This is a genomic window from Amycolatopsis sp. CFH S0740, assembly GCF_004522315.1.
Taxonomy (GTDB): domain Bacteria; phylum Actinomycetota; class Actinomycetes; order Mycobacteriales; family Pseudonocardiaceae; genus Amycolatopsis; species Amycolatopsis nivea.
Genome location: NZ_SDLS01000022.1, coordinates 1 through 25,712 on the forward strand (window position 1 = coordinate 1; position 25,712 = coordinate 25,712).

General features: G+C 70.5%; 29 protein-coding genes. 11 read left to right on the forward strand and 18 right to left on the reverse strand.

The window, feature by feature from the left end:
- Positions 1–44 precede the first annotated feature (44 nt).
- Positions 45–1,367, reverse strand: coding sequence for an MFS transporter (locus EIZ45_RS30540; protein WP_134667358.1), 1,323 nt, complete (start codon positions 1,365–1,367; stop codon positions 45–47).
- A 22-nt stretch (positions 1,368–1,389) separates the two neighbouring features.
- Here EIZ45_RS30540 and EIZ45_RS30545 point away from each other — a divergent pair, with 22 nt between their 5' ends.
- A complete protein-coding gene (locus EIZ45_RS30545; RefSeq protein ID WP_134667357.1) occupies positions 1,390–2,034 on the forward strand; it encodes a TetR/AcrR family transcriptional regulator in 645 nt (214 codons plus the stop codon).
- Positions 2,035–2,070: 36 nt separating this feature from the next.
- Here EIZ45_RS30545 and EIZ45_RS30550 read toward each other — a convergent pair whose 3' ends face one another.
- The 3 genes from EIZ45_RS30550 to EIZ45_RS30560 form a co-directional block, all read right to left on the reverse strand.
- Positions 2,071–3,021, reverse strand: coding sequence for a PLP-dependent cysteine synthase family protein (locus EIZ45_RS30550; RefSeq protein WP_037358507.1), 951 nt, complete (start codon positions 3,019–3,021; stop codon positions 2,071–2,073).
- Positions 3,022–3,025: 4 nt separating this feature from the next.
- The gene (locus EIZ45_RS30555; RefSeq protein WP_009082495.1) at positions 3,026–3,304 is read right to left on the reverse strand and encodes a MoaD/ThiS family protein; all 279 of its coding nucleotides are present in this window, start codon (positions 3,302–3,304) and stop codon (positions 3,026–3,028) included.
- A gap of 68 nt (positions 3,305–3,372) precedes the next feature.
- Positions 3,373–3,780, reverse strand: coding sequence for a Mov34/MPN/PAD-1 family protein (locus tag EIZ45_RS30560; RefSeq protein WP_037815268.1), 408 nt, complete (start codon positions 3,778–3,780; stop codon positions 3,373–3,375).
- A gap of 81 nt (positions 3,781–3,861) precedes the next feature.
- On the opposite strand from EIZ45_RS30560, the gene EIZ45_RS30565 reads away from it, so the two are divergent.
- A complete protein-coding gene (locus EIZ45_RS30565) occupies positions 3,862–4,233 on the forward strand; it encodes a hypothetical protein (protein WP_134667356.1) in 372 nt (123 codons plus the stop codon).
- On the opposite strand, the gene EIZ45_RS30570 is transcribed toward EIZ45_RS30565, so the two are convergent.
- Genes EIZ45_RS30570 through clpS form a run of 3 tightly spaced genes read right to left on the reverse strand, consistent with a single transcriptional unit; the run spans position 4,217 to position 6,083 of the window.
- Positions 4,217–5,269 carry a P1 family peptidase gene (locus EIZ45_RS30570; protein WP_134667355.1) on the reverse strand — a complete coding sequence of 351 codons (1,053 nt, stop codon included), beginning with the start codon at positions 5,267–5,269 and terminating at the stop codon, positions 4,217–4,219. The genes EIZ45_RS30565 and EIZ45_RS30570 overlap by 17 nt on opposite strands.
- Positions 5,230–5,787, reverse strand: coding sequence for a DUF2017 domain-containing protein (locus tag EIZ45_RS30575; RefSeq protein ID WP_037815272.1), 558 nt, complete (start codon positions 5,785–5,787; stop codon positions 5,230–5,232). The genes EIZ45_RS30570 and EIZ45_RS30575 overlap by 40 nt, the downstream gene beginning before the upstream one ends.
- A complete protein-coding gene (gene clpS / locus EIZ45_RS30580) occupies positions 5,784–6,083 on the reverse strand; it encodes an ATP-dependent Clp protease adapter ClpS (RefSeq protein ID WP_037718267.1) in 300 nt (99 codons plus the stop codon). Before clpS ends, EIZ45_RS30575 begins: the two co-directional genes overlap by 4 nt.
- Before the next feature lie 74 nt (positions 6,084–6,157).
- Here clpS and EIZ45_RS30585 point away from each other — a divergent pair, with 74 nt between their 5' ends.
- Together EIZ45_RS30585 and EIZ45_RS30590 are read left to right on the forward strand one after the other, a co-directional pair.
- A complete protein-coding gene (locus tag EIZ45_RS30585; RefSeq protein ID WP_037815273.1) occupies positions 6,158–7,462 on the forward strand; it encodes a nicotinate phosphoribosyltransferase in 1,305 nt (434 codons plus the stop codon).
- A gap of 10 nt (positions 7,463–7,472) precedes the next feature.
- On the forward strand, positions 7,473–8,048 hold the full coding sequence (locus EIZ45_RS30590; protein ID WP_037815275.1) for an isochorismatase family protein: 576 nt from the start codon (positions 7,473–7,475) through the stop codon (positions 8,046–8,048).
- Between the two features lie 4 nt (positions 8,049–8,052).
- Here the strand turns inward: EIZ45_RS30590 and EIZ45_RS30595 are convergent, their stop codons facing one another.
- Complete coding sequence (locus tag EIZ45_RS30595) at positions 8,053–8,709, reverse strand: choice-of-anchor P family protein (RefSeq protein ID WP_167754400.1); 657 nt, start codon at positions 8,707–8,709, stop codon at positions 8,053–8,055.
- 187 nt (positions 8,710–8,896) lie between these two features.
- On the opposite strand from EIZ45_RS30595, the gene EIZ45_RS30600 reads away from it, so the two are divergent.
- From EIZ45_RS30600 to EIZ45_RS30610, 3 genes are all read left to right on the forward strand, one after another.
- A complete protein-coding gene (locus tag EIZ45_RS30600) occupies positions 8,897–9,487 on the forward strand; it encodes a biotin transporter BioY (protein ID WP_043827846.1) in 591 nt (196 codons plus the stop codon).
- A 91-nt stretch (positions 9,488–9,578) separates the two neighbouring features.
- Positions 9,579–11,630 carry an ATP-dependent DNA helicase gene (locus tag EIZ45_RS30605; protein ID WP_037815279.1) on the forward strand — a complete coding sequence of 684 codons (2,052 nt, stop codon included), beginning with the start codon at positions 9,579–9,581 and terminating at the stop codon, positions 11,628–11,630.
- Between the two features lie 57 nt (positions 11,631–11,687).
- Positions 11,688–12,020, forward strand: coding sequence for a hypothetical protein (locus EIZ45_RS30610; RefSeq protein ID WP_037815281.1), 333 nt, complete (start codon positions 11,688–11,690; stop codon positions 12,018–12,020).
- Positions 12,021–12,405: 385 nt separating this feature from the next.
- On the opposite strand, the gene EIZ45_RS30615 is transcribed toward EIZ45_RS30610, so the two are convergent.
- The 4 genes from EIZ45_RS30615 to ctaD all read right to left on the reverse strand — a co-directional run bounded on the left by EIZ45_RS30615 (position 12,406) and on the right by ctaD (position 17,121).
- Positions 12,406–12,810, reverse strand: a complete 405-nt coding sequence (locus EIZ45_RS30615; RefSeq protein WP_134667353.1) for an OsmC family protein — start codon at positions 12,808–12,810, stop codon at positions 12,406–12,408.
- 51 nt (positions 12,811–12,861) lie between these two features.
- Positions 12,862–13,635, reverse strand: a complete 774-nt coding sequence (locus tag EIZ45_RS30620; protein ID WP_134667352.1) for a peptidyl-tRNA hydrolase — start codon at positions 13,633–13,635, stop codon at positions 12,862–12,864.
- Positions 13,632–14,861: a phosphoserine phosphatase SerB gene (gene serB / locus EIZ45_RS30625; protein WP_037815286.1), complete on the reverse strand. Its 1,230-nt coding sequence runs from the start codon at positions 14,859–14,861 to the stop codon at positions 13,632–13,634. Before serB ends, EIZ45_RS30620 begins: the two co-directional genes overlap by 4 nt.
- A 487-nt stretch (positions 14,862–15,348) precedes the next feature.
- Positions 15,349–17,121, reverse strand: coding sequence for a cytochrome c oxidase subunit I (gene ctaD / locus EIZ45_RS30630; RefSeq protein ID WP_037815289.1), 1,773 nt, complete (start codon positions 17,119–17,121; stop codon positions 15,349–15,351).
- A 135-nt stretch (positions 17,122–17,256) separates the two neighbouring features.
- Here ctaD and EIZ45_RS30635 point away from each other — a divergent pair, with 135 nt between their 5' ends.
- Positions 17,257–18,087, forward strand: coding sequence for an aminoglycoside phosphotransferase family protein (locus EIZ45_RS30635; RefSeq protein WP_134667351.1), 831 nt, complete (start codon positions 17,257–17,259; stop codon positions 18,085–18,087).
- Here the strand turns inward: EIZ45_RS30635 and EIZ45_RS30640 are convergent.
- A complete protein-coding gene (locus EIZ45_RS30640; RefSeq protein WP_134667350.1) occupies positions 18,080–18,817 on the reverse strand; it encodes an alpha/beta fold hydrolase in 738 nt (245 codons plus the stop codon). The genes EIZ45_RS30635 and EIZ45_RS30640 overlap by 8 nt on opposite strands.
- Before the next feature lie 51 nt (positions 18,818–18,868).
- Between EIZ45_RS30640 and EIZ45_RS30645 the strand changes: the two genes are divergently transcribed.
- Positions 18,869–19,393, forward strand: coding sequence for a GNAT family N-acetyltransferase (locus tag EIZ45_RS30645; RefSeq protein WP_037815293.1), 525 nt, complete (start codon positions 18,869–18,871; stop codon positions 19,391–19,393).
- Positions 19,394–19,446: 53 nt separating this feature from the next.
- The gene (locus EIZ45_RS47525; RefSeq protein ID WP_134736091.1) at positions 19,447–19,647 is read left to right on the forward strand and encodes a hypothetical protein; all 201 of its coding nucleotides are present in this window, start codon (positions 19,447–19,449) and stop codon (positions 19,645–19,647) included.
- A 74-nt stretch (positions 19,648–19,721) separates the two neighbouring features.
- Here EIZ45_RS47525 and EIZ45_RS30655 read toward each other — a convergent pair whose 3' ends face one another.
- Positions 19,722–21,191, reverse strand: coding sequence for an MFS transporter (locus EIZ45_RS30655; protein ID WP_134667348.1), 1,470 nt, complete (start codon positions 21,189–21,191; stop codon positions 19,722–19,724).
- Positions 21,192–21,216: 25 nt separating this feature from the next.
- On the opposite strand from EIZ45_RS30655, the gene EIZ45_RS30660 reads away from it, so the two are divergent.
- Positions 21,217–21,750 carry a CGNR zinc finger domain-containing protein gene (locus EIZ45_RS30660; RefSeq protein ID WP_167756598.1) on the forward strand — a complete coding sequence of 178 codons (534 nt, stop codon included), beginning with the start codon at positions 21,217–21,219 and terminating at the stop codon, positions 21,748–21,750.
- Here the strand turns inward: EIZ45_RS30660 and EIZ45_RS30665 are convergent.
- The 4 genes from EIZ45_RS30665 to EIZ45_RS30680 all read right to left on the reverse strand — a co-directional run bounded on the left by EIZ45_RS30665 (position 21,692) and on the right by EIZ45_RS30680 (position 25,345).
- The gene (locus tag EIZ45_RS30665; protein WP_134667347.1) at positions 21,692–22,612 is read right to left on the reverse strand and encodes a cytochrome P450; all 921 of its coding nucleotides are present in this window, start codon (positions 22,610–22,612) and stop codon (positions 21,692–21,694) included. The two genes, EIZ45_RS30660 and EIZ45_RS30665, sit on opposite strands and share 59 nt — an antisense overlap.
- A 16-nt stretch (positions 22,613–22,628) precedes the next feature.
- Positions 22,629–23,861, reverse strand: coding sequence for a multidrug effflux MFS transporter (locus tag EIZ45_RS30670; RefSeq protein ID WP_134667346.1), 1,233 nt, complete (start codon positions 23,859–23,861; stop codon positions 22,629–22,631).
- 121 nt (positions 23,862–23,982) lie between these two features.
- A complete protein-coding gene (locus tag EIZ45_RS30675) occupies positions 23,983–24,993 on the reverse strand; it encodes an AraC family transcriptional regulator (protein WP_134667345.1) in 1,011 nt (336 codons plus the stop codon).
- A 46-nt stretch (positions 24,994–25,039) separates the two neighbouring features.
- Positions 25,040–25,345 (reverse strand): hypothetical protein, encoded by a 306-nt coding sequence (locus EIZ45_RS30680; protein ID WP_101438092.1) that lies wholly within the window; start codon positions 25,343–25,345, stop codon positions 25,040–25,042.
- Positions 25,346–25,712: the final 367 nt, after the last annotated feature.

The window sequence follows — 25,712 nt, forward strand, 5'->3', positions numbered from 1 at the left end:
CCGCTTGACAAACAAAACCCAGGGATGTCTTCACGGACCGCCAGTCAGACCATTGCGGGCTTCCGGAGCAAGTTTCCGTAGGCGGCGGCGAACAAGGCGGAAAGTAGCGCGGCCACCGCCGCCACCGCGAAGCTCCATCCCGGACCGCCCGCTGACAACACCACCGCGCCCACTGCTCCGGCGAGGCTGCTGCCCACCACCCGGACCAGCGCGCTGATCCCGCCCGCCGCGGCCGTCTTCGCGGGCTCGACGTGCTCGACGGCCATCGTCCCCAGCGCGGCGTAACCGAGCCCGATGCCCAGCCCCAGCACCGCTGCGACGGCATAGAGACCCAGTCCGTCGCCAGGCAGCAACGTCAGCCACAGAGCAGCCACCAGCACCACCGCCGAACCGCCTGCGACCAGGGCGGGCGCGCTGAACCGGCGCATCAATGCACCGGCCAGCACGGAAACCACGAGCATCAAGATCGTCGTCGGCAAGAGATAAAGCCCCACCTGCAACACCGACGCCCCGAGCACCCCCTGCGCGTACGCGGAAAGCGTCATGATCGTGGCGAACAAGGCGAAGCCGAGCAGGAACGACGATACCGTCGCGCCGACCGTTTTTCGGTGCAGCAGCATCGGAATCTCAATCAACGGCGTCTTCGTGCGCCGCGCCGTCGCCACCCACACCACCGCCAGCACCACGGCCGCGACCAGGAGCGCGACGGTCGCCCAGCCCCATTCGGAACCCTTGCTGATCGCCAGCAGCAGGCAGATCAGCCAGCCTGACACCAGCACCGCGCCCAGCAGGTCCGGCGAACCGCTCCGGGCCTCGGCCGTCCGGTCCTCCCGCACCGCGGCGACCAGCGCGAACGCCACCACGCCGAGCGCCGCCAGCACCCAGAACACCAGCTGGTGATCGCCGCCGGCGAGCCCGGCGAGGATCATCCCGCCGCCGCTGCCCGCGCCGATCGTCGCGCTCAGCACGCCGATCGCGGTCGGCAGCGATCGCGGCGGCAGCACGTTCCTGACCTGGCCGATCGCCAGCGGCAGCAACGGCGCGGCGGTCCCTTGCAGGATCCGGCCCACCACTAGCAGCGGCAACGATTCCGCGACCGCCCCCAGCACCGATCCCCCGACCAGCAACGCGAGCACGACCAGCGACATCGTGCGCCTGCCGTAGAGGTCGCCCAGCTGCGCGACCAGCGGAATCGCGACCGCGCCCGCCAGCAGCCCGGCAGTCAGCGCCCACGACACCGAGCTCAGCGGCACCCCCAGCTTGAGCTGCAGCTGCGGCAGCAACGGCACCACCACGGTCATCTGCAAAGTCCCGACCGCCACCGCGAACGCCAGCGCGGCGACCGTCCCCCAGTAGTTTTTATACATGTATAAAAAGTAGCATGACGGCATGCCAGCGCGCACCGGCCGACCGCCGAAGATCTCCAAGGCCGACATCGTGGCCGCCGCACACCGGGTCATCGACTCCGAGGGCGTCGACGCGCTGACCATGCGCCGCCTCGCCCGGGAGGTCGGCAGCACGGCGATGGCGCTGTATCACCACGTGCGCGACAAAGAGGGGCTGCTTCTTCTGCTGCTCGACGACTACGCGCACCGCGAAATGTCTCGGCCGGAGAACCTCCCCGAGGAACCGTGCGACCGGATCGTGGCGGTCGCGACGGCGATGCGGGACGGGCTGGCGAACTGCCCGTGGATCGTGGAAGTGCTGCGCTCCGACGACCTGCTGTCGGTCGGCGGGCTGTGGTATCCGGAGAAAATCGTTGCGGCGGCGGGAAAATCCGGGCTGCCGATCGAGGCGGCGGTGGAGGTCTACCGAGCGGTGTGGCACTACACGCTCGGCGAGATCAGCTCACGCGCGGCCGCCGCGCGACGGCGCGATCAGGGCGGCGACACCTACCGCCAGCGAGTCTTCGCGGAACTGGACGCGACGGAATTCCCGGCGCTCGCCCAGATCGGCCCGCGCTGGGAAACCCTTACCGCACAAGACAATTACGAACGAGGCGTGCGCGCGCTCGTCAAGGGATTGCTGCCGTGAGGGGAACCCGGCCGGGCTCCCCTCACGAGCGCTAGGTCAGGCCCAGAGCTGACCGTCAAGCCGTTCTGCCGCTTCGTCCAGCGACCCGGAATACGCGCCGGTCGACAGGTACTTCCAGCCGGCGTCCGCGACCACGAAAGCCACGTCCGCCTTCTCGCCGCGGGCAGCGGCCTTCTCCGCGACCCCGAGCGCGGCGTGCAGCACCGCTCCCGTGGAGATCCCGGCGAAAATGCCCTCGTGCTCCAGCAGCTCCCGCGTCCGCCGGAGAGCGTCGTACGCCCCCACCGAATAGCGTCCGTTGAGCACACTTTCGTCGTACAGCTCCGGCACGAACCCCTCGTCGAGGTTGCGCAGGCCGTACACCAGCTCGCCGTACCGGGGCTCGGCCGCGATGACCTGGACGTCCGGCTTGTGCTCGTGCAGGTACCGGCCGACCCCGACCAGCGTCCCGGTCGTCCCGAGGCCGCCGACGAAATGCGTCAGCGTCGGCAGGTCCTTCAGCAGCTCCGGCCCGGTCCCGCGGTAGTGCGCGTCCGCGTTGGCCGGGTTGCCGTACTGGTAGAGCATCACCCAGTCGGGGTTCTGCTTCGCCAGCTCCTTGGCTCGCCGCACGGCCTCGTTCGAGCCGCCCGCGGCGGGCGAGAACACGATCCGCGCACCGTACGCCTGCAGCAGCTGCTTGCGTTCGGCCGAGGTGTTCTCCGGCATCACGCACACCAGGCCGTAGCCCTTGAGCTTCGCGGCCATGGCCAGCGAAATCCCGGTGTTGCCCGAGGTCGGCTCGAGGATCGTGGACCCGCGCCGCAGGATGCCGTCCCGCTCCGCGGCCTCGATCATGGCCAGCGCGGGCCGGTCCTTGATCGAGCCGGTCGGGTTGCGGTCCTCGAGCTTCGCCCACAGCCGCACCTCGTCGGTGGGCGACAGGCGGGGCAGGCCGACGAGCGGCGTGCCGCCGAGCGCGTCGAGGAGGGACTCGTAGCGGGTCATCGGCTCAGCGCGCGCCGCCCGCGACGGCGGGCAGGATGGTCAGGGTGTCGCCGTCCTTGACCTCGGCGTCGAGCCCGCCGGAGAAGCGCACGTCCTCGTCGTTGACGTAGACGTTGATGAAGCGGTGCAGCTTCTCCTCCTTGACCAGGCGCGCCTTCAGCCCGGCGTGCCGCGACTCGACGTCGTCGATGATCTCGAGGACAGTCTTGCCCGACGCCTCGACGGACTTCTCGCCGCCGGTGTGGGTGCGCAGGATGGTCGGGATGGACACGGTCACGGCCATGGTTTTCTACCTCCGGGTGGGTTCCTACACGCTGACGTATCGGACGCCGCGCTTTATTCCGCGAGAGTTCAGTCGACGATCTCGACCGGCTCCTCGGTGATCTCGGCGTCCACGATCCGGTACGAGCGGAACTCGTGCGAATCGGGCTCTCTTGTCGAGACGAGCACGTAGTGCGCGTCGGGTTCGGCGGCGATGTTCGCGTCGGTGCGCGACGGATAGGCCTCGGTCGCGGTGTGCGAGTGGTAGATGACCACCGGGACCTCGTCGTTCGCGTCCATCTCGCGGTACAGCTTGAGCAGGTCGCCCGAGTCGAACTCGTAGAACGTCGGCGAGCGGGCCGCGTTCAGCATCGGGATGAACCGCTCAGGGCGGTCCGAGCCGGCAGGACCGGCCACCACCCCGCACGCTTCGTCGGGGTGGTCACGGCGGGCGTGGGCGACGATCTCGTCGACGAGTTCACGGCGGATCCGGAGCACACGGACATCTTAGTTCGTGGACCGAACGAGTCCACACTGTGAGAGCTACCGCTCATCCGCAGGTCAGGGCACAATAACGGGATGCCGGTGTCGTCGAAGATCCGCGAACGCTGCCGTGGCCTGCTGGCCGAAGGGGACGTCGTCCAGTACGTGTTCCCCGCCACATCGCTGATGGTTTCGATGATGGCCGCGCACCGGAACTTCGTCGTCGTGGTCACCGACCGGCACGTGACCGTGCTCGCCTGCAGCACTTTCCGCCGGTGGAGGCCGGTTTCGGTGTGGGCGCACTTGCCGCGCTCGACCGAACTGGGCCCGGTGGACCTGCATCCCTCGCTCGGGCCGACGGTGTCGTTCGGCGGCTTGGTGCTGGAGATCGACGACGAGTACGTGGCCACCGTGCGCGCCGCCGACCTCGAGCGGAGCGAGGACGCGCTCCCTAAGGACCCGTTCTGACCGTCAGCGCCTCCGGCCACACATCCCGATAAGCCGGGATACCGGCCGCGGAAGTCGCCGCCAGCAGTCCGTGCACCATCGCCCGCGCGAACACCCGCGCCGCCGCCGAGCAGAGGGCGTCCAGCGCGCCCGCTCGCGCCGCCAACGCGAACGACCCGGGCTCCCCCGGCAACTGCTGCGCGCCCGTCGCCAGCGCGAACACGGTGTCGCCGTCGAACATCGAGTGCGCCGGACGCACCGCGCGCGCCAATCCGTCCTGCGCGGCGACCGTCAACCGGCGTGCCTCCGCCTTCGTCAGCGCCGCATCGCAAGCCACCACACCGATCGTGGTGTTCAGATCGGTCCGCTGCCCCGGCACCTCGCCGGGCCGATCCGGCCAGCGGACGCCGAACTCGCCATCCACCTCGTGATCAGCGGCAAAAGCCCGCCCCGTCGCGAAATCCACTGCCTGGCCCGCCGCGTTCACCGCGGCGATCGCGCCGACCGTCACGTCGCCGACGACCTCGCTCGCCGTCCCGATGCCGCCCTTGAGCGAACCGACGACAGCACCGGAGCCCGCGCCGACAGTGCCCATCGCGAAGGTCTCTCCAGCGGCTTCGCAAGCGGCGTAACCGAAATCGGCGTCCGGCCGATTGCCCCACGCGCTGCGCGGCAGGTCGAACAGCACCGCCGCGGGCACGATCGGCACCACCTCATACGGCTGCGCGCCAACGGGAAACCCGTAGTTCCGCTCGGACAGCCACCGCATCACGCCGTCCGCCGCAGCGAGCCCGTAAGCACTTCCGCCGGAAAGACAGACCGCATTCACCTGCTGTACCAGGTTTTCCGGCTCCAGCAGGTTGGTTTCGCGGGTGCCGGGCGCGCCGCCGCGCTGGTCGACCGCGCCGGTCGCCCCGTCCGGCACGAGCACGACAGTGGTTCCGCTCGCCCAGCCGTCGCCGACCCGTTGGTGATGGCCTACGAGAATGCCGGGAACGTCGGTGATTTTCCCGCCGGTCAGGCGGTCAGCGCTTGGATCAGCGTCTCCTGCACCCATGTCAGCCAATGGTAGACGCCGAGATGGGGTGCGCGGGGGTCGTCTTCCGGCAGTTCGTCCGGCATGTCCTCGGTGACGTCGAGCGCCGTGCCCAGCGCCAGCCGGACGTCGTTCAACGCGCCGAGCCAGGCGTCGGCCTGCTCGAAGCTCAGCTTCACCGAACCGCCGTCGCGCGGGAGCGTGTCCAGCACGATCTTCGCGACGCCGACCTTCTTCTCCAGCAGCTCCGGTTCGTGCAGCGACCGCATCGCCGCCGCCGAATCGAGGTCCTCGCGGCTCGGGTTGTCCGGGTCGAGCCGGTGGAAGTCCGGCAGCAGCCGCGACAGCACCGGGTCGTCCGGCGATTCGGCGGGCCCGGTGCGGATCCCGGTCAGCTCGGCCAGTTCGTCCTGCGGGGCCTCCTCGGCCCGCGCGGTGAGCATGTCCTCGAGCTGCCCGACCAGCCCGCGCAGCACCGCGGCCTCCTGCTGTTCGAACCCGGCGAGGATGGCGTCCCCCTTGCGCCGCCAGGCCTTCACGAGGGCTGTTCCATGGTCGCCCACAGGCCCGCCGCGTGCAGCTTCGCCACGTCGGTCTCCACCTTCTCCTTCGAACCGGACGACACGATCGCCCTGCCCTTGTTGTGCACGTCGAGCATCAGCTTCGTGGCGTGGTCCCGGCTGTAGCCGAACAGCTTCTGGAAGACGTACGTCACGTACGACATCAGGTTGACCGGATCGTTCCAGACGATCGTCCGCCAGGGCTGGTCGGATTCGGCCAGCTCGGCCCCGAGTGGATCGACCTGCGTCTGTTCGGATGCGACAGGCGTGGACATGCACACCATGGTGTCACGGGGCCATCCCGGTACGCCGCGCCAGGTCCGTCCATGTGAGTGAATAGGCTGCTCCCATGGGTTCCCCCGAGCCGGTCACCAGCGCCAGCACGGCGCTGCTCACCGACCATTACGAGCTGACCATGCTGGCGAGCGCGCTCGCGGACGGGACGGCCGACCGGCCGTGCGTGTTCGAGGTCTTCGCGCGAAGGCTTCCCGACGGCCGCCGCTACGGCGTCGTCGCGGGCACCGCGCGCGTGCTCGACGCGATCGCCGACTTCCGGTTCACCGACGCCGAACTGGCCATGCTGGAGCAGACCGCGGTCGTCGACCCGGAAACGCTGGCGTGGCTGGCCGACTACGAGTTCCGCGGCGACATCGACGGCTACCGCGAAGGCGACCTGTACTTCCCCGGATCGCCGATCCTCACGGTGACCGGCAGTTTCGCCGAAGCGGTGGTGCTGGAGACGGTGGTGCTGTCGATCCTCAACCACGACAGCGCGATCGCTTCGGCGGCGGCGCGGATGTCCGGCGCGGCGCACGGCAGGCCGATCATCGAGATGGGCGGACGGCGCACCCACGAGTACGCCGCGGTCGCCGCCGCGCGCGCCTCCTACCTGGCCGGATTCGCCACCACGTCGAACCTCGAGGCGGGCCGCCGCTACGGGATCCCCACCCGCGGCACCGTCGCGCACGCCTTCATGCTGCTGCACGACAGCGAGGAAGCCGCGTTCCGCGCCCAGGTCAGCAAAATGGGTCCGGACACCACGCTTCTGGTGGACACCTACGACATCACCGCGGGCATCGAGGCGGCCGTGCGCGTCGCCGGCCCGGAGCTGGGCGCGATCCGGATCGACTCCGGCGACGTCGGCCCGCTCGCCCGCAAGGCCCGCGACCAGCTCGACTCGCTCGGCGCGAAGGACACCCGGATCGTGGTGTCCGGCGACCTCGACGAACACGCGATCGCGGCGCTGCGCGCGGAGCCGGTGGACGCGTACGGCGTCGGCACCTCGGTGGTCACCGGATCCGGCGCGCCGACCGCCGGGATGGTGTACAAGCTGGTCGAGGTCGACGGCCGCCCGGTCGCGAAACGCAGTGCGCACAAGGAATCCCGCGGCGGGCGCAAGCACGCGCTGCGCCGCCACCGCAGCACCGGGACCGCGGTCGAGGAAGTGGTCTGGACCGCCGCGAGCGGCCGCCCGGAACCCGGCGAGAACGATCTCGACCTGCAGATTCCTCTGGTGCGAGATGGCGCGCCGGTGGAGGATCTGCCCACACTGGACGACGCGCGGGCCCGGTTGCGGCGCGCGCAGGTGAGCCTGCCGTGGGAGGGCCTCAAGCTCTCGCACGGCGAGCCCGCGATACCGACGACTTTTCTGTAGGGAGCCGACCATGGGAACCGCGCTGATCGTGGTGGATGTGCAGAACGACTTCTGCGAGGGAGGCTCGCTCGGCCTGCCGGGCGGGGCGGCTGCCGCGGCGGCCATCTCGCAGAAGATGGCCGAGGGCGGCTACACGCACATCGTCGCCACCCGCGACCACCACATCGACCCGGGCGACCACTTCAGCGACACGCCCGACTTCAACACCAGCTGGCCGCCGCACTGCGTCGCGGGCACGGCGGGCGCGTCGTTCCACTCGGCGCTGGACGTGGTGCCGGTCGAGGCGGTGTTCTCGAAGGGCGAGTACACCGCCGCGTACTCCGGTTTCGAGGGCAAGTCCGGCGACGGCAAAACGCTCGAGGAATGGCTTCGCGCGCACGAGGTGACCGACGTCGACGTCGTCGGCATCGCGACGGACTTCTGCGTGCGCGCCACCGCCCTCGACGCCGCGGGCGCGGGGTTCAACGTGCAGGTGCTGCTGGACCTGACCGTCGGCGGCTCGCAGCCGACGGTGGACGCGACGCTGAAGGACTTCGACGAGGCGGGGGTGCGCTACACCGGCACGCCCGCCCTGCCGCCCGCCTGATCGGTTATTGCTGGGGCGCGCCGCCCTTGCCGTATGGGTTGCACGCCGCGGTGCCGAGGTAGATGTCCCCGCTCGCCGGACCGCCTTGCGGGAACAGCTTCACGTGCACCGCGTGCGTGACCAGGCTGCCGTCGGCGGGCTGCGGCGTCACGGTCTCGTTCAGCGTGATCGTGGCCAGCGCCGTGCCCGCCGCGCCGCCGGGGATCGTGACGCGGTAGTTCGCCGGGATCGACGACGGCACGGTGAAGCCGGAGACCTCGCCGATCGACATCGAACCGGTGCTGCCCGAATCCGTCGTGGTGGCGCAGCCGACCGAGTACGTGCGGACCTTCAGCTCCGGCCCGCCGTACCGGGTGAGCAGGTCGGATTCGAACCGCTGCCCGCCGGTCTTCACGTCCGCGACCGGGCCCTTCCGTTCGCAGGTGGTGCCGCCGAAGCCGAACACCGCGACGTCGCCGGCCGCGCCGCCGGGAGTGCGCGCGGAGGCCGGCCCGTCGGCGTCGCACCGGGCCAGTTCGCCGGTGACGACGTGTTCGTGGTCCACCAGCACGTCGAGGCTGCCCGCCGAGCCCCAGCCGGTGGAGGTCGGCGGACCGGCGTGCGCCACCGCCGGCGCCGTCGCTAGGAAAACCCCGGTGACCAGCAGGATCCGTCCGCGCATTCGCCCTGTCTCCCTTCGCCCGTGCTTCGACATCGGCAGCGCGGCAGGGGTCCCAAACGTCGACGGTCGCAGCTCACCCGGACGTGTGGCGGAAGACAGGGGTGGTGAGGAACGCAACTTGTCTCGTTCCGCCGCCTCGCTCGACGATAACCTGCCCGGACGTCCGTTTTCCGTGGTTGGAGGTCCCGTGTCGTCACTGTCTCTCCCGGCCCGCCGTCAGGTGCTGGCCGACCTCGTGCCCGGCACCCTGGTGCGCGACCTGGCGCTGGTCGCCGGCGGCGCCGTGCTCACCGGCGCGGCCGCGCAGCTGGTCATCCCGCTTCCGGGCACGCCGGTGCCGATGACCGGCCAGACCTTCGCCGCGCTGCTCGTCGGCGCGACGCTCGGCATGCGCCGCGGTGCGGCTTCGATGCTGCTGTACTTGCTCGTCGGCGCGGCCGGCGTGCCGTGGTTCCAGGGCGGGACCTCCGGGCTGTCCGGAGCCTCGGCGGGCTACATCGTCGGCTTCGTGTTCGCCGGGGCGCTCGTGGGCGCGCTCGCCCGTCGCGGCGGCGACCGCACCCCGCTGCGCATGGCGGGGACCATGGTGCTCGGCAATGTCGCGATCTACGCCTTCGGCGTGCCGTGGCTGATGGCCGTCACCGGCTTCGATCTCGCCACCGCTTTCGACAAGGGCGTCACGCCGTTTCTCATCGGCGACGTGCTGAAGACCGTGGTCGCGGCCGGCGTGCTGCCGCTCGCGTGGACCGCGGTTTCGCGCTTCCGCAAGGAAGACTGAGCCGGATTTCCGGGAGCTTCGATCCGGCGCGAGGGGTCCGTTCGCGCCGGATCGAAGATCCTGTCGGACCTGGCGGCTATCGTGTCTCGCTGTGCCCGCCCGAACCGATTTCCCCGGCGTCCTCGAACTCCTCACCCACGCGGTGGAGTCCGTCGGCGGCGCTGAACGCCCCGGCCAGGTGAAGATGGCCGATGCCGTCGGCCACGCCATCCGCACCGGCGAACACCTCGCCGTGCAAGCGGGAACGGGCACCGGCAAATCGCTGGCGTACCTCGTGCCCGCGATCCGGCACGCGGTGGAGAAAGACACCACCGTCGTCGTCTCCACGGCCACCATCGCGTTGCAGCGCCAGCTGGTCGACCGCGATCTCCCGCGCCTGGCGAAGGCGCTCAAGAAGCCGCTCGGGCGCGAACCGACTTTCGCGATCCTCAAGGGCCGCCGCAACTACCTGTGCCTGCACCGGCTCGACACCGGCCCGGCCGACGAGCCCGAGGACGCGCAGCTGTTCGACCCGTTCGCGGTGTCCCGGCTGGGCAAGGAAGTCACGCGGCTGCACGAGTGGACGTCGGACACCGAAACCGGCGACCGCGACGAGCTGGTGCCCGGCGTCTCCGACCAGGCATGGCGGCAGGTTTCCGTCACCGCAAGGGAATGTCTCGGCGCCGCGAAGTGCCCAGTCGGCACCGATTGCTTCGCCGAACGCGCGCGAGCCGAAGCGGGTCGCGCCGATGTCGTGGTCACCAACCACGCGCTGCTGGCCATCGACGCGCTGCAGGGCTACCAGGTCCTGCCGGACCACGACCTGGTGATCATCGACGAGGCGCACGACCTGGTCGACCGGGTCACCTCGGTCGCCACCGGCGAACTCACCAGCGCCATGGTCTCGGCCGCCGCGCGGCGCTGCGGAAAGCTGATGGACGCGGGCATCGCGGACCGGCTGCTGGAGTCGTCCGACGGCCTCGCGCTGATCCTCGACGACATCCCGGCCGGAAGGCTCGACGCGCTGCCCCGCCCGTTGCAGGGCGCGATCCCGGCGGTGCGCGACGCGGCGAAGGAATGCCTCACCGCGCTGGGCTCGGATCGCAAGGAAGACGTCGGCGAGGCCACTGCGCGCAAGCTGGCGCGTTCGCTGCTCGAAGAAGTGCACGACACCGCGGTGCGGCTGCTCGACGCGTACGACGAGGACCTGGCGCACCAACGCGACGTCGTGTGGCTGACCGGCGACAAGTATTCGGCGAACCCGCGTCCGCCGGCGTTGAAAGTCGCGCCGCTGGGCGTCGCGGGGCTGTTGCGGGAGCGCGTGTTCAACCAGCACACCACCGTGCTGACCTCGGCGACGCTCACCCTCGGCGGCGAATTCGACACGATGGCACGGCAATGGGGCCTCCCGCCGAGCGGCCCGCGTGTGGTGAAGTCGCCGGGCACGGCCACCGACAAGGAAGCCCCGTCGGACGAGGACTCCGGCCCGAAGTGGACGGGGTTGGACGTCGGCTCGCCGTTCGACCACCGCCGCAACGGCATCCTCTACCTCGCCAAGCACCTGCCGCCGCCCGGCCGCGACGGACTCGCTGAGTCCACAATGGACGAACTGGCCGGACTGGTCGAAGCCGCGGGCGGCCGTACGCTGGGCCTGTTCTCCTCGATGCGCGCGGCGAAACAGGCCGCGGAGGCCATGCGGGAACGGCTCGACCACCCGATCCTCTGCCAGGGCGACGACGCCACGCCGTTGCTGGTGCGGCAATTCGCCGAAGACGCGCGCACCTGCCTGTTCGGCACGCTCACCCTGTGGCAGGGCGTGGACGTGCCAGGACCGTCGCTGCAGCTCGTGGTGGTGGACCGGATCCCGTTCCCCCGTCCGGACGATCCGGTGTCCTCCGCACGCCAGCGCGCGGTGGAAGCCCGAGGCGGCAACGGATTCCTCACCGTCGCCGCGACGCACGCCGCGTTGCTGCTGGCACAGGGCACCGGACGGCTGCACCGCTCGGTCACCGACCGCGGCGTAGTGGCCGTACTGGATTCCCGGCTGGCCACCGCGCGCTACGGCGGTTTCCTGCGCGCGTCGCTGCCGCCGTTCTGGCCGACAACAGATCCGCAGGTCGCACGCGACGCACTGAAGCGCCTCGACGCGGCCGCGCCCGCCTGACCGAGCGAACCGGACAGGCGGGTACGGTGAGTGGAACGAACACGACAGGGAGCACCGTTGACCCAGGATTCGTCCAGCGCCCAATCCCGGACCGTCAGTGTTGACGACACCGGGGTCCGGCGCCGGCTCGCCGATGGCAGCGAAGAAGCTGTGACGTGGTCGGACCTGCAATCCGTCATGGTGAGAGTCATCCCGGACGGCCCCTGGAACGAAGACGTCTTCTTCATGCTGGTCGGCAACGACGGCAAAGGCACCGCGGTCCCGAGCGGCGACCCGGCCGCGGACGCCCTCATCGAACGCCTGCAGACCTTGCCCGGCTTCGACAACGAGAAGTTCATCGAGGCGATGACCACGGACGCCGACCAGGCGTACGTGGTGTGGCAAAGCTGAACCGGATCAGCTCGACGCCGGGTTGCCTTTGCTGAAAGCGACCCGGCAAGGAAGCCTTGCTGGGCAAGGGTTGGCGAGCGGTGATGGCGGCGAGTTTCGTTGCGGCAGCTGGCTCGCCACCTCAACTCAACGCGATGCCACGGCAACCGCTCACCACTGCTGCGCGGCAAGGGCGACTCGCCGCGTCAGCCCAGCGCGATGCCGCGGCAACCGCCCACGAACCGCCCGCCGCCACGGCCCAGCGCGCCGCCGCAAGAACCACCAGCGGCCCCGGCTCACCAGCCCGCCCACTACGGCAACTCACCAGCCCGATCGCAAGCCGCCGCCCGGATGGCTCGGCGACGAGGCCCCCACGGCCCGGTGCCCCTCGCGCCAGCGCCATGCCTCAGGCAGTCGGGAAGGTCTCCGTCACCGGAATCGCCTTCTTCAACGTCCGGCTCACCGTGCACAGCCGCTCGATCGCCCGGTCCACCGCGCCCGCCAACGCCTCCCGCTGGGTTTCGTCCAGCGCCGACACGTCGACGTCGAACGCGACGTGCACCGCGTCCAGTTCCGAGGCTCCCTCGCGCCGGTCGGCGGTCACGGAGACCCGGAACTTCGAGTCCTCGCCCACTCGCCGCGTGATCAGCTGTTCCGCCGTCACCGCGGAGCAGCCCGCGGCCGCGATCTGCAGCAGTTCCGCCGGGGAGAACGCGCCCTCCGCGCCGGCCCGGCCCAGTCGTACTTCCGCGCCGCGCTCGTTGCGGCCTACGAAACTGTGCGTGCCTTCGCGCTGTACTTCCAAGGTCATCCGAGACGCCTTTCCACCCGTCGGGTCACTGCATTGGCGCAACCGCGCGGGTCACGCCGATGTTCCGGGCTGCTGTGCCAGCACGGTGATCGTGCCGGGATCGACCTCGGTGAATCCCGCGTCGCGGACGGCGATGACGCGGTTGTCCCGCCAGCCCGCCTCCGGGTCCTCGACCGGGCACAGCTCCTTCCACCGGGCCGGGCTGGGCGTGCGGACCGCGACCCGGTAGTCCTTCGCCGCCCAGGCCGCCAGTTCGTCGTCCGGCAGCAGTGCCGCGAGGATCATCGTGGCGTGCCCGACCTGCGCGGACGCCTTGCCGACGGTCATCGGGACGTCCGGGTTCAGCATCACCAACGGGACGTCCGCCGGGGCTCGGCCGGGCGTGTCGGCGGGCAGTTCGCTGCCGGAGATCTGCAGTCGCGAGACCTCTTTCGGGGCCTCCCTGACCAGCCCGGGCACGAGCGCACGCGCCTGCGCGCCGTCGACCTCGATGGTGATTCCCGGCTGGTCGAGCACCGCCTGCCAGTGCGCACCACGAGCCCGGCGCGCGACCTTCCGGATGCGGTTGTCCAGCCACGCGTGCACCGGCTCGGCCCATTCGCCGCCGGGCTGGGCGCGGTCGTCCAGGCACACCGCCAGCGCCGCCGCGGCCGCCGCTTCGAGCAGCGCGGTGCGGCCGGGCGGTTCGGCGCGTTCGATCCGCAGGATGATCGGCATCGCGCGGACCTCGTCCGGGTTCTCGTCGGACGTGTCCGAGGTGTCCTCGGCGGGCAGCCCGAGCCACGAGGCGTACCGGGCGCGCAGCGGTTCGAGCAGCGGGTTCACGGGCGGGCCAGTTCGAGTCCGTCGGCCGCGTCCGCCGCCTCGACCTCGGCGCGCGTGACGCCGAGGACGAACAGCACCGCGTCGAGGTACGGGTGCGAGAGCGCGGTGTCGGCGACCTCGCGCAGCGCGGGCTTGGCGTTGAACGCGACGCCCATGCCGGCCGCGGCCAGCATGTCGATGTCGTTGGCCCCGTCGCCGACCGCGACGCACGCGCCCAGCGGGATCCCGTACTCGCCGGCGAACCGGCGCAGCGCGGTCGCCTTGCCCGCCCGGTCCACGATGTCGCCGACCACGCGGCCGGTGAGCTTGCCGTCCACGACTTCCAGTTCGTTGGCCGCCGCGAAGTCGAGGCCGAGGTCGTCCACGAGATGGTCGATGACCTGGGTAAACCCGCCGGAGACGACGCCGCAGCGGAAGCCCATGCGCTTGAGCGTACGGACGGTCGTGCGGGCCCCCGGGGTCAGCTCGAGCTTCGCCGCGACCTCGTCCATCACGCTGGCGGGCAGCCCGGCCAGCAGCGAAACGCGCCGCTCCAGCGACTCGGCGAAGTTCAGCTCGCCGCGCATCGCCGCCTCGGTGATCTCGCGGACCTGCTCCTCGACCCCGGCGTACGCACCGAGCATCTCGATGACCTCGCCCTGCACGAGCGTGGAGTCGACGTCGAAGACCACCAGCCGCTTCGCCCGGCGCGTGATGCCCGCGCGCTCGACGGCGACGTCAATGTTGGCCTCGGACGCCGCGTCGGCCAGCATGGACCGCAGTTCGGCGTCCGTTTCCTCGGTGTCTTCGCGCACCGAGACGTACAGCTCGAGCCCGGTCACCGGGTAGTCGGCGACGCTGCGGATCGAGTCGATGTTCGCCCCGACGCCCGCCAGCCGCCGCGCGATTTCGGAGAACGCCCGCGCGGTCACCGGACGCCCGAGCAGGACGAGCACGTGCGACGAATCGCGCCGGCCGAGCGCGAACGGGTCCGCGCCGATCGCGTCGCCGATCCGGACCTCGACCTCCATGCCGACGGTCGCCATCGCCTGCTCGACGGACTCCTGGAGCCCCTCCGGGTCGCGGTAGACGCCGGCGAGCACGCCGAGCACGAGCTGCCCGCGGATGACCACCTGCTCGATGTCGAGCACGTCCACGTCGTGCCGGGTGAGCACGGCGAACAGCACGGACGAGACCCCGGGCTTGTCCGGACCGGTCGTGGTGATGAGGACGGGAGTCTGGCTCACTGGTTCGGTATCCCTCGTTCGTCTCGGCACCGACGCTTAGGCCACGGCGAGTCGGCACGCCCAGTCTGGCCTCCAGCGGCGGCGGGCAGAACGCCCCCGTGCCGTGCTTCACACCGCCGGTGCCACGAACGGGCGATGAGAGGCGCTGGGGACGGGTCGGATGAGGCCGGGTGAGCGGCGGGGTCAGGCGCGCGCGGCGGACGGCTAAGAGTCCACGGGCAGGTGCGGCACGGGCAGTCCTCAGCGACGGCAGGCGGGCGGCTCGGGCAGCCGAGAGGTCTCCGCCGAGAGCAGGTCGAGCGGCAGCGGACCGGCCGCGCGAACGTTGCTCGGGCTAGGTCTGGCGGCCCAGTCCGGTCCTCGGGGGCCTCCACGCCGATTCCAGCCAGCCGAGCCCAGCCACGGCACTCCGGGCGCAAAAACGGCGCGTGCCCGGCCGAGGGAAACCTCGACCGGGCACGCGCCGGGCACATCCTGCGAGCGCTGGTTACTGCTCGCTCGCGTTGTCCTTGCTGTGGTCGCCCGGCATGGTGGCGTCCACGAGCTTCTGCGACGGGGCCCCGACGTGCTTGGCCTTGCCGAAGAAGCCGATCTCGCCTTCCGCGTGGAGGCGTTCGACCATGTGCGGGTAGTGCAGTTCGAACGCGGGCCGCTCGGAGCGGATCCGGGGCAGTTCGGTGAAGTTGTGCCGCGGCGGCGGGCAGGACGTGGCCCACTCGAGCGAGTTGCCGTAGCCCCACGGGTCGTCGACCGTGACGATCTCGCCGTACCGGTAGCTCTTGAACACGTTCCAGATGAACGGCAGCGTGGACGCCCCGAGGATGTACGCGCCGATCGTGGAGATCGTGTTCAGCGTGGTGAACCCGTCGCTGGCCAGATAGTCCGCGTAACGCCGCGGCATGCCTTCCGCGCCCAGCCAGTGCTGGACCAGGAACGTGGTGTGGAAGCCGATGAACGTGGTCCAGAAGTGCCACTTACCGAGTTTCTCGTCCATCATCCGGCCGGTGATCTTCGGGAACCAGAAGTAGATCCCGGCGAAGGTCGCGAACACGATCGTGCCGTAGAGGACGTAGTGGAAGTGCGCCACCACGAAGTAGCTGTCCGACACGTGGAAGTCGATCGCCGGGGCGGCCAGCATGATGCCGGTCAGACCGCCGAAGAGGAACGTGACGATGAAGCCCATCGAGAAGATCATCGGCGTCTCGAAGGACAGCTGGCCCTTCCACATCGTGCCGATCCAGTTGAAGAACTTCACGCCGGTCGGGACCGCGATGAGGAACGTCATGAAGGAGAAGAACGGCAGCAGGACCGCGCCGGTCGCGTACATGTGGTGCGCCCACACCGCCACCGACAGCGCCGCGATCGACAGCGTCGCGAACACCAGGCCCTTGTAGCCGAACACCGGCTTGCGGCTGAAGACCGGGAAGATCTCCGACACGATCCCGAAGAACGGCAGCGCGACGATATAGACCTCGGGATGGCCGAAGAACCAGAACAGGTGCTGCCACAGGATCACCCCGCCGTTGGCCGGGTCGAACACGTGGGCGCCGAGGTGCCGGTCCGCCATCAGGCCGAACAGGGCCGCGGTGAGGATCGGGAACGCGAGCAGGATCAGGATGCTCGTGATCAGGATGTTCCAGGTGAAGATCGGCATCCGGTACATCGTCATGCCCGGTGCGCGCAGGCAGACCACCGTGGTGATCATGTTGACCGCGCCGAGGATGGTGCCCAGACCGGATACTGCCAGGCCCGCGATCCACAGGTCGGCACCGACGCCGGGCGAGTGGATGGCGTCCGAGAGCGGCGTGTAGGCGAACCAGCCGAAGTCGGCGGCGCCGCCGGGCGTCAGGAAGCCGGACAGCACGATCAGGCTGCCGAACAGGAACAGCCAGTAGGAGAACGCGTTCAGCCGCGGGAACGCCACGTCGGGCGAGCCGATCTGCAGCGGCAGGACGAAGTTCGCGAACCCGAAGAGGCTCGGCGTCGCGTACAGCAGCAGCATCACCGTGCCGTGCATGGTGAACAGCTGGTTGTACTGCTCCTGGGACAGGAACTGCTGCCCGGGCTGGGCGAGCTCCGTCCGGATGAGCATGGCCATCGCGCCGCCGATCATGAAGAAGGCGAACGACGAGACCAGATACATGATCCCGATCTGCTTGTGGTCCGTCGTGCGGAACAACCGCAGCAGGTACGAACCCTTTGCCGTCTCGCGCGCGGGATACGGGCGCGTCGCGATCGGCTTGGGGGCTACGGCCGTCACTCCTGCCTCCAACACTGCAACCTTGTGGTGGTCAACTTCGGGGCGCTCGGGCTCAGGCGGGCCTGATCCGGGCGGTCAAGGGGATCGTAGCCCTCGGTACCGACAGTCGCTCGCACCGGCTGCTTAGATCACCGCATGACCGACCCGTTCCGCGCCGCGGCGGTCTCCTCCGCGCTCGCCGCCGGCCGCCGGTTCGGCCTGGCGACGGGGTCGGCCGAGGTGCTGCACGAGCGCTCGAACGTGCTGGTGAGGATGGGTCCGGTGGTGGCGAGGGTCCCGGCCACCACGCGGTTGCTGCGGCCGGACGCGACGGCGTGGCTCGAACGGGATGTCGCCCTTTCGGCCTACCTCACCGAACGTGGTGTGCGCGTCGTCTCACCGACCGCGGATCCCCCGGCCGGACCGCATTTCGCGGAGGGATTGCCGGTCACGCTCTGGCACTGGACCGCGCACGATCCGGACCATCGGCACGGGCCGGACGAGACCGCCGCGTCGCTCGCCCGGGTCCACGCCGCGTTGCGCGAATATCCCGGCGAACTGCCGTCCCGCGGCCCGGTCGGCGAACTGCTGGACACCGTCGCCCGCAGCGGTTCGCTGCTGGACGGCTTCGCCGACCGGATCGGCGCGGAAACGGAACGGCTCGCCGCGCTGCTGCCGTCCGGCCCGGTCCAGCCCCTGCACGGCGACGCGCACCCCGGCAACCTCATCGAAACCGCCGACGGCCCGTGCTGGCTCGACTTCGAGGACACCTGGCGCGGACCGCTCGAATGGGACCTGGCGATCCTCGCGCGACAGGGCGGTCCGGAGTTCCTCGCCGCGTACCCGGGCGAAGCGGACGAAGCCGTCCTCGCGACGTGTACGCAGCTTCGCTCGCTCTTCGCGGTCACGTGGCGGTTTCTGATCGCACGCCGCTTCCCACACCGCCTCGACGAAGCACGCGCCGCGGCCGTCGACTACTTCAGCTGACCCAGCCGAGAATCGCTTCGACCACCCCAGCCGGGTCCTCCAGCGGCGTCAGGTGCCCGACGTCCGGGAGGACGGCGAGGGTCGCGTCGGGGAGTGCTTCGACCATGGTGTTGGCGGCGTCGAGCGGCGTGATCGCGTCGCGCTCCCCCACGATGACGAGCGCCGGGACGTCCGTTTCGCGCAGCAGGTCAACGGAATCGGGCCGGTTGCGCATCGCCCGCGCGGCCCAGGCGACCCCGGACGGCGGCTGCGCGTCGATCAATTCGCGCACGCGCGCGCGAATGTCGGCGGACGCGGTGTCGGCCAGCAGGTTCGGCAGATTCGCGTCGGCCAGCCAGCCTTTGACGCCTTCGGCCTCGGCGCGATTCGCGACGTCGAGCCGGGTTTGCGCGGCTTCGGGCGTGTCCGCGGCGGCTTTGGTGTCGATGAGGACCAGCCCGCCGACGCGCTCGGGCGCCTGCCGCAGGACGGCCATCGCGAGGTAGCCGCCCATCGAACAGCCGCCGAGAACCACCTGGTCGAGTTCGAGCTTGTCCAGGAGCGCGACGACGTCCCTCGCCGCGTCCGCCAGCTCCGGCTCGGCTTCGCTCTCCGGCAGCGGACTCCGGCCGAGGCCGCGCTGATCAGGCGTGATGACCCGGAAGCGTTCCGCGAGCGGCGCGCGGACCGGGTCCCACATGCGGGCGTCGAGCGGGAAGGCGTGCAGGAGCACCAACGGCAGTTCGGTCATGGCGGAGATTGTCGCTGTTTTGGGGCGCGATTTTTGTCGGACCCCGTCGTTATGGTCGGGGGCGTGACAGAGATCGTGACGGAAAGGCTGGTGCTGCGGCACTTCGTGGAGGCGGATCGGCAAGCGGTGGTGGAGATCCAGAGCGACCCGGAGACGAACCGGTACAACCCGCGTCCGCCGGACACCGCGACCACGCTGGTGATGTTCGACAGCTGGCTCGAGCACTGGGCGACGTTCGGCTATGGGTATCTGGCGGTCCGGGAGCGAGGCAGGCCGGAAGCCGCCGACGGGTCGGACGTGATCGGCATGGCCGGAGTGCGCAACCGGGAGTTCCGGGGCGAGAAGGTGCTGAACCTGGCGTACCGCTTCCGCCCGTCGGCGTGGGGGAAGGGTTATGCGGTGGAAGCCGCGCGGGCGTCGGTGGAGTGGGCGGAGCGGGAGATACCGGCGATTCCGGTGCTGATCAGCGTGGCGGTGACGAACACGCCGTCGTTGCGGGTGGTGGAGAAGCTGGGTTTTACGGATTACGTGGAGGAGGAGTACGACGGGGCGATTTCGCGGCATTTCCGGCGGTGAGGCTGGGCGGGGCGTGGCTGGGTTGGGCCGGGCGTGGCTGGGTTGGGCCGGGCGTGGCTGGGCTGGGCCGGGCGTGGCTGGGCTGGGCCGGGCGTGGCTGGGCTGGGCCGGGCGTGGCTGGGCTGGGCCGGGCGTGGCTGGGCTGGGCCGGGCGTGGCTGGGCTGGGCCGGGCGTGGCTGGGCTGGGCCGGGCGTGGCTGGGCTGGGCCGGGCGTGGCTGGGCGTGGGACCGATTCTGCGGTTCGCTGCCCTGAACCCTGGCGTGGAAAGTCCGCCGGTTATCGCATCAGGTAGGCAGCTTGCGCGGTGGAACTCGCGGCCGGACAGGTCACCTTTCGCTGAGATGGTTGGTGTTGATCCGGGTCGAGCGGTTGGCGTTGCCCCGGGTTGAGCCGTCGGTGATGTCTTGAGCCGAGCGGTTCGTGTTGTCCCGCAACAACCATCCGCCGACGAGACCGCTCGTTACCGCGATCGCGCCGCACAGGGACAGGACCAGCAGCACCCCGTGGGTCGCCCCGGTGCTCCCCTCGCCGTGGGTCGCGTAGACCGCGCCGGACACCGCGATTCCCAAGGCCAATCCGAGTTGCCGGGAGCTGTTCGCGGCGGCGCCAGCGGTGCCGCCGTACTCAGCGGGCACCGAAGCGATCGCCACGGCGGGGAAGACCGGGGACACGATGCCCGCGCCGATTCCGGTCAGGATCAGCGCCGGGAGCAGGGCTAGCCAGGTCGGGCTGAGCAGCACCGCGACCGCGGTCAGGCAGCCTAGGCCGAGTAACACCGTCGCGCCTCCGAGAACTCGGTCTGGCGATGTGGTCTGCAACCGTCCGCTGATCAAGGCCGACACCACGACGAACACCACTACCTGCAGTGCCAGCACCGCCGAGGTCGCCGCCGAGGTGAGGCCGGTCGTGTTCTGCAGCCACAGCGAAATCACTGGCAGCGCACCGAATCCCGCGAAGTAGTAGCTGAACGCGACGAGCAGCACGCCGAGGAATCGGCGCGTCGCGAACAAGCCGGGAGGCACCATTGGCGTACCGCTATGGCGTTCCGCGACCACGAAAGCCGCGACGGCTACCGCCGTGACCAGGTACCCGATCACCGCGCCAGCAGACGACCATCCGCGATCGCCGCCGGTGATGACGGAATAGGTGAGGCCCGTCGCGGCGAGCGAGAACGTGGCGATGCCCGGGTAGCCGACGGTGCGGCCGCGCGCTCGCGGCCCCTCCTTCAACGACGTCGCCGCCATGACGATCGCGACCGCGCAGATGGGCAGGGAGACGAAGAAAATCCAGCGCCAGCCGAGCACCTGCGCGAGCACGCCGCCGGAGAAGGTGCCCACCGCGCTGGCCACTCCGGCGACCGTGCCCCAGACCGCGAACGCACGGGCGCGGTCCCGGCCCTCGTAGGTCAGCCCGACCAGCGGCAGGATCGTCGCGAACATCGCCGCGCCCGCGACGCCCTGCACGACCCGCGCGGCGATCAGCTCGCCGGGCGTTCCGGACAGGCCGCAGACGAGCGTCGCGACGGAGAACAGGACCAGCCCGGCGAGGTAGACGCGCTTGCGGCCGAGGAGGTCGCTCAACGAGCCGAAACCCAGCAGCAGACCGGCGAGCGCGACCGTGAAGACGTCCACGATCCATTGCAGCTGCCCGTATCCCGCGCCGAGCTCGGCTCCGATCGCGGGCAGCGCGACGGTGACGATGCTGGTGTAGATCAGCAGCAGGAACGTGCCAACGCACGCGGCGATCAACGGAACCCAGGACGGAGCTTCGGGCTCAGCGCGGCTCGTTAGAGACATACCGAGAGCGTGCTGTAATAGGCTTATGCCGCATAACTCTTACTACCGGAGTTTCCTCAAATTCGTGACCGGCCTCTCCAATGACCGTCCCGCGGACCTCGCCGACCTGCTCGGACGCTGGGACGAACCGGAGATGGGCCCGGTCCCGCCGGTCGCCGACGAGGATTTTCCCGAGGTGTGCGCTTTCCTGGACCGGTGGATCGAGGTCGTCGACGCCACGGACGAGACGGACCGGGTCCGGCTGCTGAACGCCCTGCTGGCCGAGGCCGCCGCCTGCCCGCGGATCACCGAGCACGACGGGTACAGCTGGCATCTGCACTATCAGGACGACGGGATGCGCCTGCCCGCGGTGTTGCGCGGGGTGACTTCCGTGGCGGCGGCCCAGTACCTGACCTCGACCAGCCTGCACCGTCTCGGCCGCTGCGCCGCGGCGGAATGCCGCCGAGCGTTCGTCGACTTCACCCGCAGCGGCACGCAGCGGTACTGCACCCACGCGTGCGTCAACCGCGACGCGGTCCGGAGGCACCGGGCGCGCCGGAAGGAAATGCTTTCGCCCTAAGGGGTTCCCTTTGCCAACGCCCGTCCGGCCAGAGGGTCGAGGGCTGCGCGCCGCGGGCTCGCCGCGACCGGAGCGGCCTCGGCCGAGCACGCGCCAGCTTCAGCGCGCCGAGCGAAATCATGTTCGCCGTCGTCTCGTGTCCGGCGACGAGCAGCAGGAAAGCCATCCGCACCAAGGACGTCCGCCGGTATTCGCCGTCCTCGCGGCCTTTCCGGATCTGGCGGCCGAGCAGATCGTCGGGCGGGGCCGCTTCCTTTTCGACGATCAGCGTTTCCAGCGCGGCCAGCAGTTCGTCGATCGCCCGCAACCGCTGCGGCGCGGTGGCGGTGCGCAGCAGCATCGTGGTGGAGCGGGTCTGGAAGAAGTCGTGGTCGGAGTAGGGCACCCCGAGCTGTTCGCAGATCACCCGGGAGGGCACCGGCAACGCGAGCGCGCGGACCAGGTCCGCGGGTTTCGGGCCGGCCAGCAGGGCGTCGAGGCATTCGTGCACGACGCGTTCGATCCGCGGCCGCATCCGCCGGACCCGGCGGACGGTGAACTCGCCCGCCACCGCGGATCTGGCGGCGCGGTGCTCGGCACCGTCCATGGAGATCATCGTGCGGCGGAAGGCGCCCGGCTGGCCGTCCACGGGAAAGGGGAAACCCTGCCGTTGCCGGTCGGCGCTGAACCGGTCGTCGGCGAGCACGGCGCGGATACCGCGGTGCCCGGCCACCGCCCACACCGGCATCCCGGACGGCAGCCGCATCCGCACCGGGCGGGCCGCGTCCCGCACCCGCACGTGCTGCGCGTTGGGCCGGTAGGGGCAGGCCCGGGCGAGCTCCAGTTCGGGAGCCGCGGTCAGTTCGTCTTCCGGAACGGGCACGGGAATCTCCTTTCGCTCATGCGGTTTCGGGCTCGCCGTTCCCTTCCCCCGGGCGCGCGAGCACGAACAGGGCAACCGCCGCCACGAGCGCGAAACCCAGCACCGCGACGGCGGTGGACAGCGCGGTGGTGGCTCCGGCGGCGCCGGGCAGCGGGGCCGCCGCCGCGCCGATCAGGAACTGCGCGCCGCCGATCAGGCCGGAGGCCGCGCCGGAGGCGTCCCCGCCGATCGCGAGGATGATCGTCGTCGAAGCGGGCAGCACGATGCCGAATCCGAAGGTCGCGCCGAACAGGCAGATCCAGGTCGTGGGCACCGTGCTGACGCCGGCGAGAAGCAGCAGCACGAGCGTGCCCGTCGCGAACGCCATCACGAGCACGCCGATCGTGAGCAGGGTGTTCAGCCGCACGCGTCCGGCGAGCCGGGCGAACAGCGCGCCGGCCACGACGGTGCCAGCCGCGTTCGTCGCGAAAACGAGGCTGTAGACGGCGGGCGACAAGCCGTAGCCGTCCTGGAAGACGAACGGCGAGCCGCTGATGTAAGCGAACAACGCGCCGATCCCGCAGCCGGCGACGAGGAGATGCCCGACCAGCGCGCGCCGGCGGAGCAGCCGGCCCATCGCGGAGGCCGCCCGCCGGGAGCCGCCGGGCAGCCGCCGGTGCGCGGGCAGCGATTCCGGCACCCAGTAGCCGACCCCGGCCAGGAGCAGCATCCCGGTCACGGCGAGCACCGCGAACACCAGCCGCCAGGAACCCAGCCCGACGACCGCCCCGCCGAGCACCGGGGCCAGCACCGGCGCGGTCGACCCGATCACGCTCAGCGCGGTCAGCCTGCGCGCCGCGCCCGCGCCGGTGAACAGATCGCTGATCACCGCCCGTCCGAGCACGATCCCCGCGCCTCCGGCCACCCCTTGGCACAGCCGGGCGAGGTCGAACACCGCGAGGTTCGGGGCGAGCGCGCACACCACGGAAAAGACCGCGAACAACGCGGTGCCGGCGAGCAGCAGCCGACGGCGGCCGAGTGTGTCGCTGACCGGGCCGAGCACGAGCTGCCCCGCAGCGAATCCGACGAGACACGAGGTGAGCGAGAACTGCACCGCCGCGGTCGTGGTCCCGAACGAGGAGACGATCTGTGGGAATCCCGGTGCGTACATGTCGACCGCGAACGGCGACACCGCGGAAAGACCGCCGAGGACGAGGACAAGCCGTCCGGTTCCGGTACGCGGGGTCGCGGTGTCGATGCCGCCGTTCATGAGCCTCCACTCCGTCCGAGCCACGACGCGGCCGGCGAGCGACCGCTGCCGTCATCGTCGGCGGCTCGGCGCGGTCGTGGTGTGGAGCGCGAGGCTCAGTGCTGTGGAGATCGTTGCGGCGTCAGGTCCGGTCGCGGCGGAACCGGGCGGGCGAACTCCCGCGGTCCCGGCGGAAGGCGTACCCGAAGTTGCTCGCCGACGCGTATCCGACCTCGGACGCGATCCGCGCGATCGGCCAGTCCGTCTCGACCAGCAGGACCGCCGCCCGGTCGAGACAGCGGTGCCGGTGGTGCTCCATCACCGGAATCCCGTACAGGGACCGGAATCCGGTGGTGAGCCTGCGCACCGACATCGCGGACGCCCTGGCCAGCTGAGCCAGCGTCGGCGGGTCGTGGCGCTGCTGCCACAACAGGTCGGGCACGCGGCGCAAAGCGGCCGCCTCGTGGTCTTCCAGCTCGGGTTCGCCGGTTTCGGCAGCAGGCGTGGCTCCCAGCCCGTCGGCCAGTGCGGCGAGCGCGGCCAGCACCCGGGATTCCAGGAACAGCAGGCGGCCCGCGGAACCCCGGCGATGCGCGAAGATCTCCCGCAGCGGATCGGCGGCGGGCAGCAACGCTGTCGAACGGCCCAGATACCGCTCGCGGGCGAGGTGTTCCGGCCCGATCGCGGGCAGCGAGTACGCGCCGAGGTCCTGGAGGTAGGACTCCAGCCCGGTCCAGGTCCCGGTCACCGAGACCGCGCGATAACGCTCCCCCGCCTCGTATTCGACCATTCCTTCGAGAGCGCTGCGGGAACTCAGCGACACCGCGCTGGCGCGCATCTCGCCGATGCCGGCGCCGGACTCGCGGATGCGCATCCGCCCGCCGAGGCAGTGCTCCAGCTCGAAATGGTCGCCGGGGAACCGGTATTCGACCCGGTGCGTCCCGGAGAACTCGACGTCGTAGCGGACGAGCGACAGCCCGCGGCGCAGCGTCGTGACCTCGATGGCGCCGTCGCCGAACTCCGGCCGCAGCCGGTGCCGGACCGTCCCGTCGGGCCCTGGTTCGGCGCACGCGATCGACGACAGGTAGGCCGCGTGGCTGTCCTCGGCCGCGGCGGAGCCGGTCGGACCGCAGATCTGGTGAGACTGGATCACGACAAGCAAGGGTAGCCTTACTCGCCGGCTCGTGTCGCTTTCTCGTTCACCAACGCCGGTTCGGCCGTCGCCGCGCCCGGGCCTCCCAGCAGGGCCGATGCCAATGCCTGCGATCCGCGACGCCGCCGGTCTCGTCCGCGGGCCACACGACCAGGTGCGGGACGCCCGGGCGGATCTCGTGGTCGCAACCGGGACAGCGGTAGGTCTTGGCGGCCTGCGAGCCGGGGACCGTGCGCACCAGCCAGTCGCCGTCGGGGGCGGATTCGCTGCGGGCCCAGCCGCTGACCGCGCCGGCGTCCGGCCGTTCGACGGGACCGGAACGGCCTCGGCCGGGTCGATTGCGTCTGGGCACGCAGCCACGGTAACCGGACGTCGGGACGGTTCGGCCACACACCCCGAGCCGCACCCGCCGACGCTGCGGCAGGTACGTGAGGGGAACCCTGAGGGAATCTGATTCTCTCAGGGTGGCCCTCACGGACCTCAAGTATCGGTCAGATGGTCGTTAGTCGGGCATTTCGGTTGCTGTTGGCGTCTCGTGTGGACGGTCAGCGAGCGGGATCGGCACCGCTTGAGTTCCTGGCATTGGGAACCTGCTTCCCTCACGTACATTCACCGGGGTCACGCGGCCCGGGCAGCCACGACTCAACCGCACCCGCAACCTCGCCATAAGTTCCTGGCATTGAACCTGGTTCCCCTCACGCACCTGCGAGAGCTCCGGC

Excerpts from the sequence above, each read along its gene's own strand:
- EIZ45_RS30540 (WP_134667358.1), bottom strand. The coding sequence starts at position 1,367 with ATGTATAAAAACTACTGGGGGACGGTCGCCGCGCTGGCGTTCGCGGTG.
- EIZ45_RS30545 (WP_134667357.1), top strand. The coding sequence starts at position 1,390 with ATGCCAGCGCGCACCGGCCGACCGCCGAAGATCTCCAAGGCCGACATC.
- EIZ45_RS30550 (WP_037358507.1), bottom strand. The coding sequence starts at position 3,021 with ATGACCCGCTACGAGTCCCTCCTCGACGCGCTCGGCGGCACGCCGCTC.
- EIZ45_RS30555 (WP_009082495.1), bottom strand. The coding sequence starts at position 3,304 with ATGGCCGTGACCGTGTCCATCCCGACCATCCTGCGCACCCACACCGGC.
- EIZ45_RS30565 (WP_134667356.1), top strand. The coding sequence starts at position 3,862 with ATGCCGGTGTCGTCGAAGATCCGCGAACGCTGCCGTGGCCTGCTGGCC.
- EIZ45_RS30570 (WP_134667355.1), bottom strand. The coding sequence starts at position 5,269 with ATGGGTGCAGGAGACGCTGATCCAAGCGCTGACCGCCTGACCGGCGGG.
- clpS (WP_037718267.1), bottom strand. The coding sequence starts at position 6,083 with ATGTCCACGCCTGTCGCATCCGAACAGACGCAGGTCGATCCACTCGGG.
- EIZ45_RS30585 (WP_037815273.1), top strand. The coding sequence starts at position 6,158 with ATGGGTTCCCCCGAGCCGGTCACCAGCGCCAGCACGGCGCTGCTCACC.
- EIZ45_RS30590 (WP_037815275.1), top strand. The coding sequence starts at position 7,473 with ATGGGAACCGCGCTGATCGTGGTGGATGTGCAGAACGACTTCTGCGAG.
- EIZ45_RS30595 (WP_167754400.1), bottom strand. The coding sequence starts at position 8,709 with ATGCGCGGACGGATCCTGCTGGTCACCGGGGTTTTCCTAGCGACGGCG.
- EIZ45_RS30615 (WP_134667353.1), bottom strand. The coding sequence starts at position 12,810 with ATGACCTTGGAAGTACAGCGCGAAGGCACGCACAGTTTCGTAGGCCGC.
- EIZ45_RS30635 (WP_134667351.1), top strand. The coding sequence starts at position 17,257 with ATGACCGACCCGTTCCGCGCCGCGGCGGTCTCCTCCGCGCTCGCCGCC.
- EIZ45_RS30640 (WP_134667350.1), bottom strand. The coding sequence starts at position 18,817 with ATGACCGAACTGCCGTTGGTGCTCCTGCACGCCTTCCCGCTCGACGCC.
- EIZ45_RS30645 (WP_037815293.1), top strand. The coding sequence starts at position 18,869 with ATGGTCGGGGGCGTGACAGAGATCGTGACGGAAAGGCTGGTGCTGCGG.
- EIZ45_RS30655 (WP_134667348.1), bottom strand. The coding sequence starts at position 21,191 with ATGTCTCTAACGAGCCGCGCTGAGCCCGAAGCTCCGTCCTGGGTTCCG.
- EIZ45_RS30660 (WP_167756598.1), top strand. The coding sequence starts at position 21,217 with ATGCCGCATAACTCTTACTACCGGAGTTTCCTCAAATTCGTGACCGGC.
- EIZ45_RS30670 (WP_134667346.1), bottom strand. The coding sequence starts at position 23,861 with ATGAACGGCGGCATCGACACCGCGACCCCGCGTACCGGAACCGGACGG.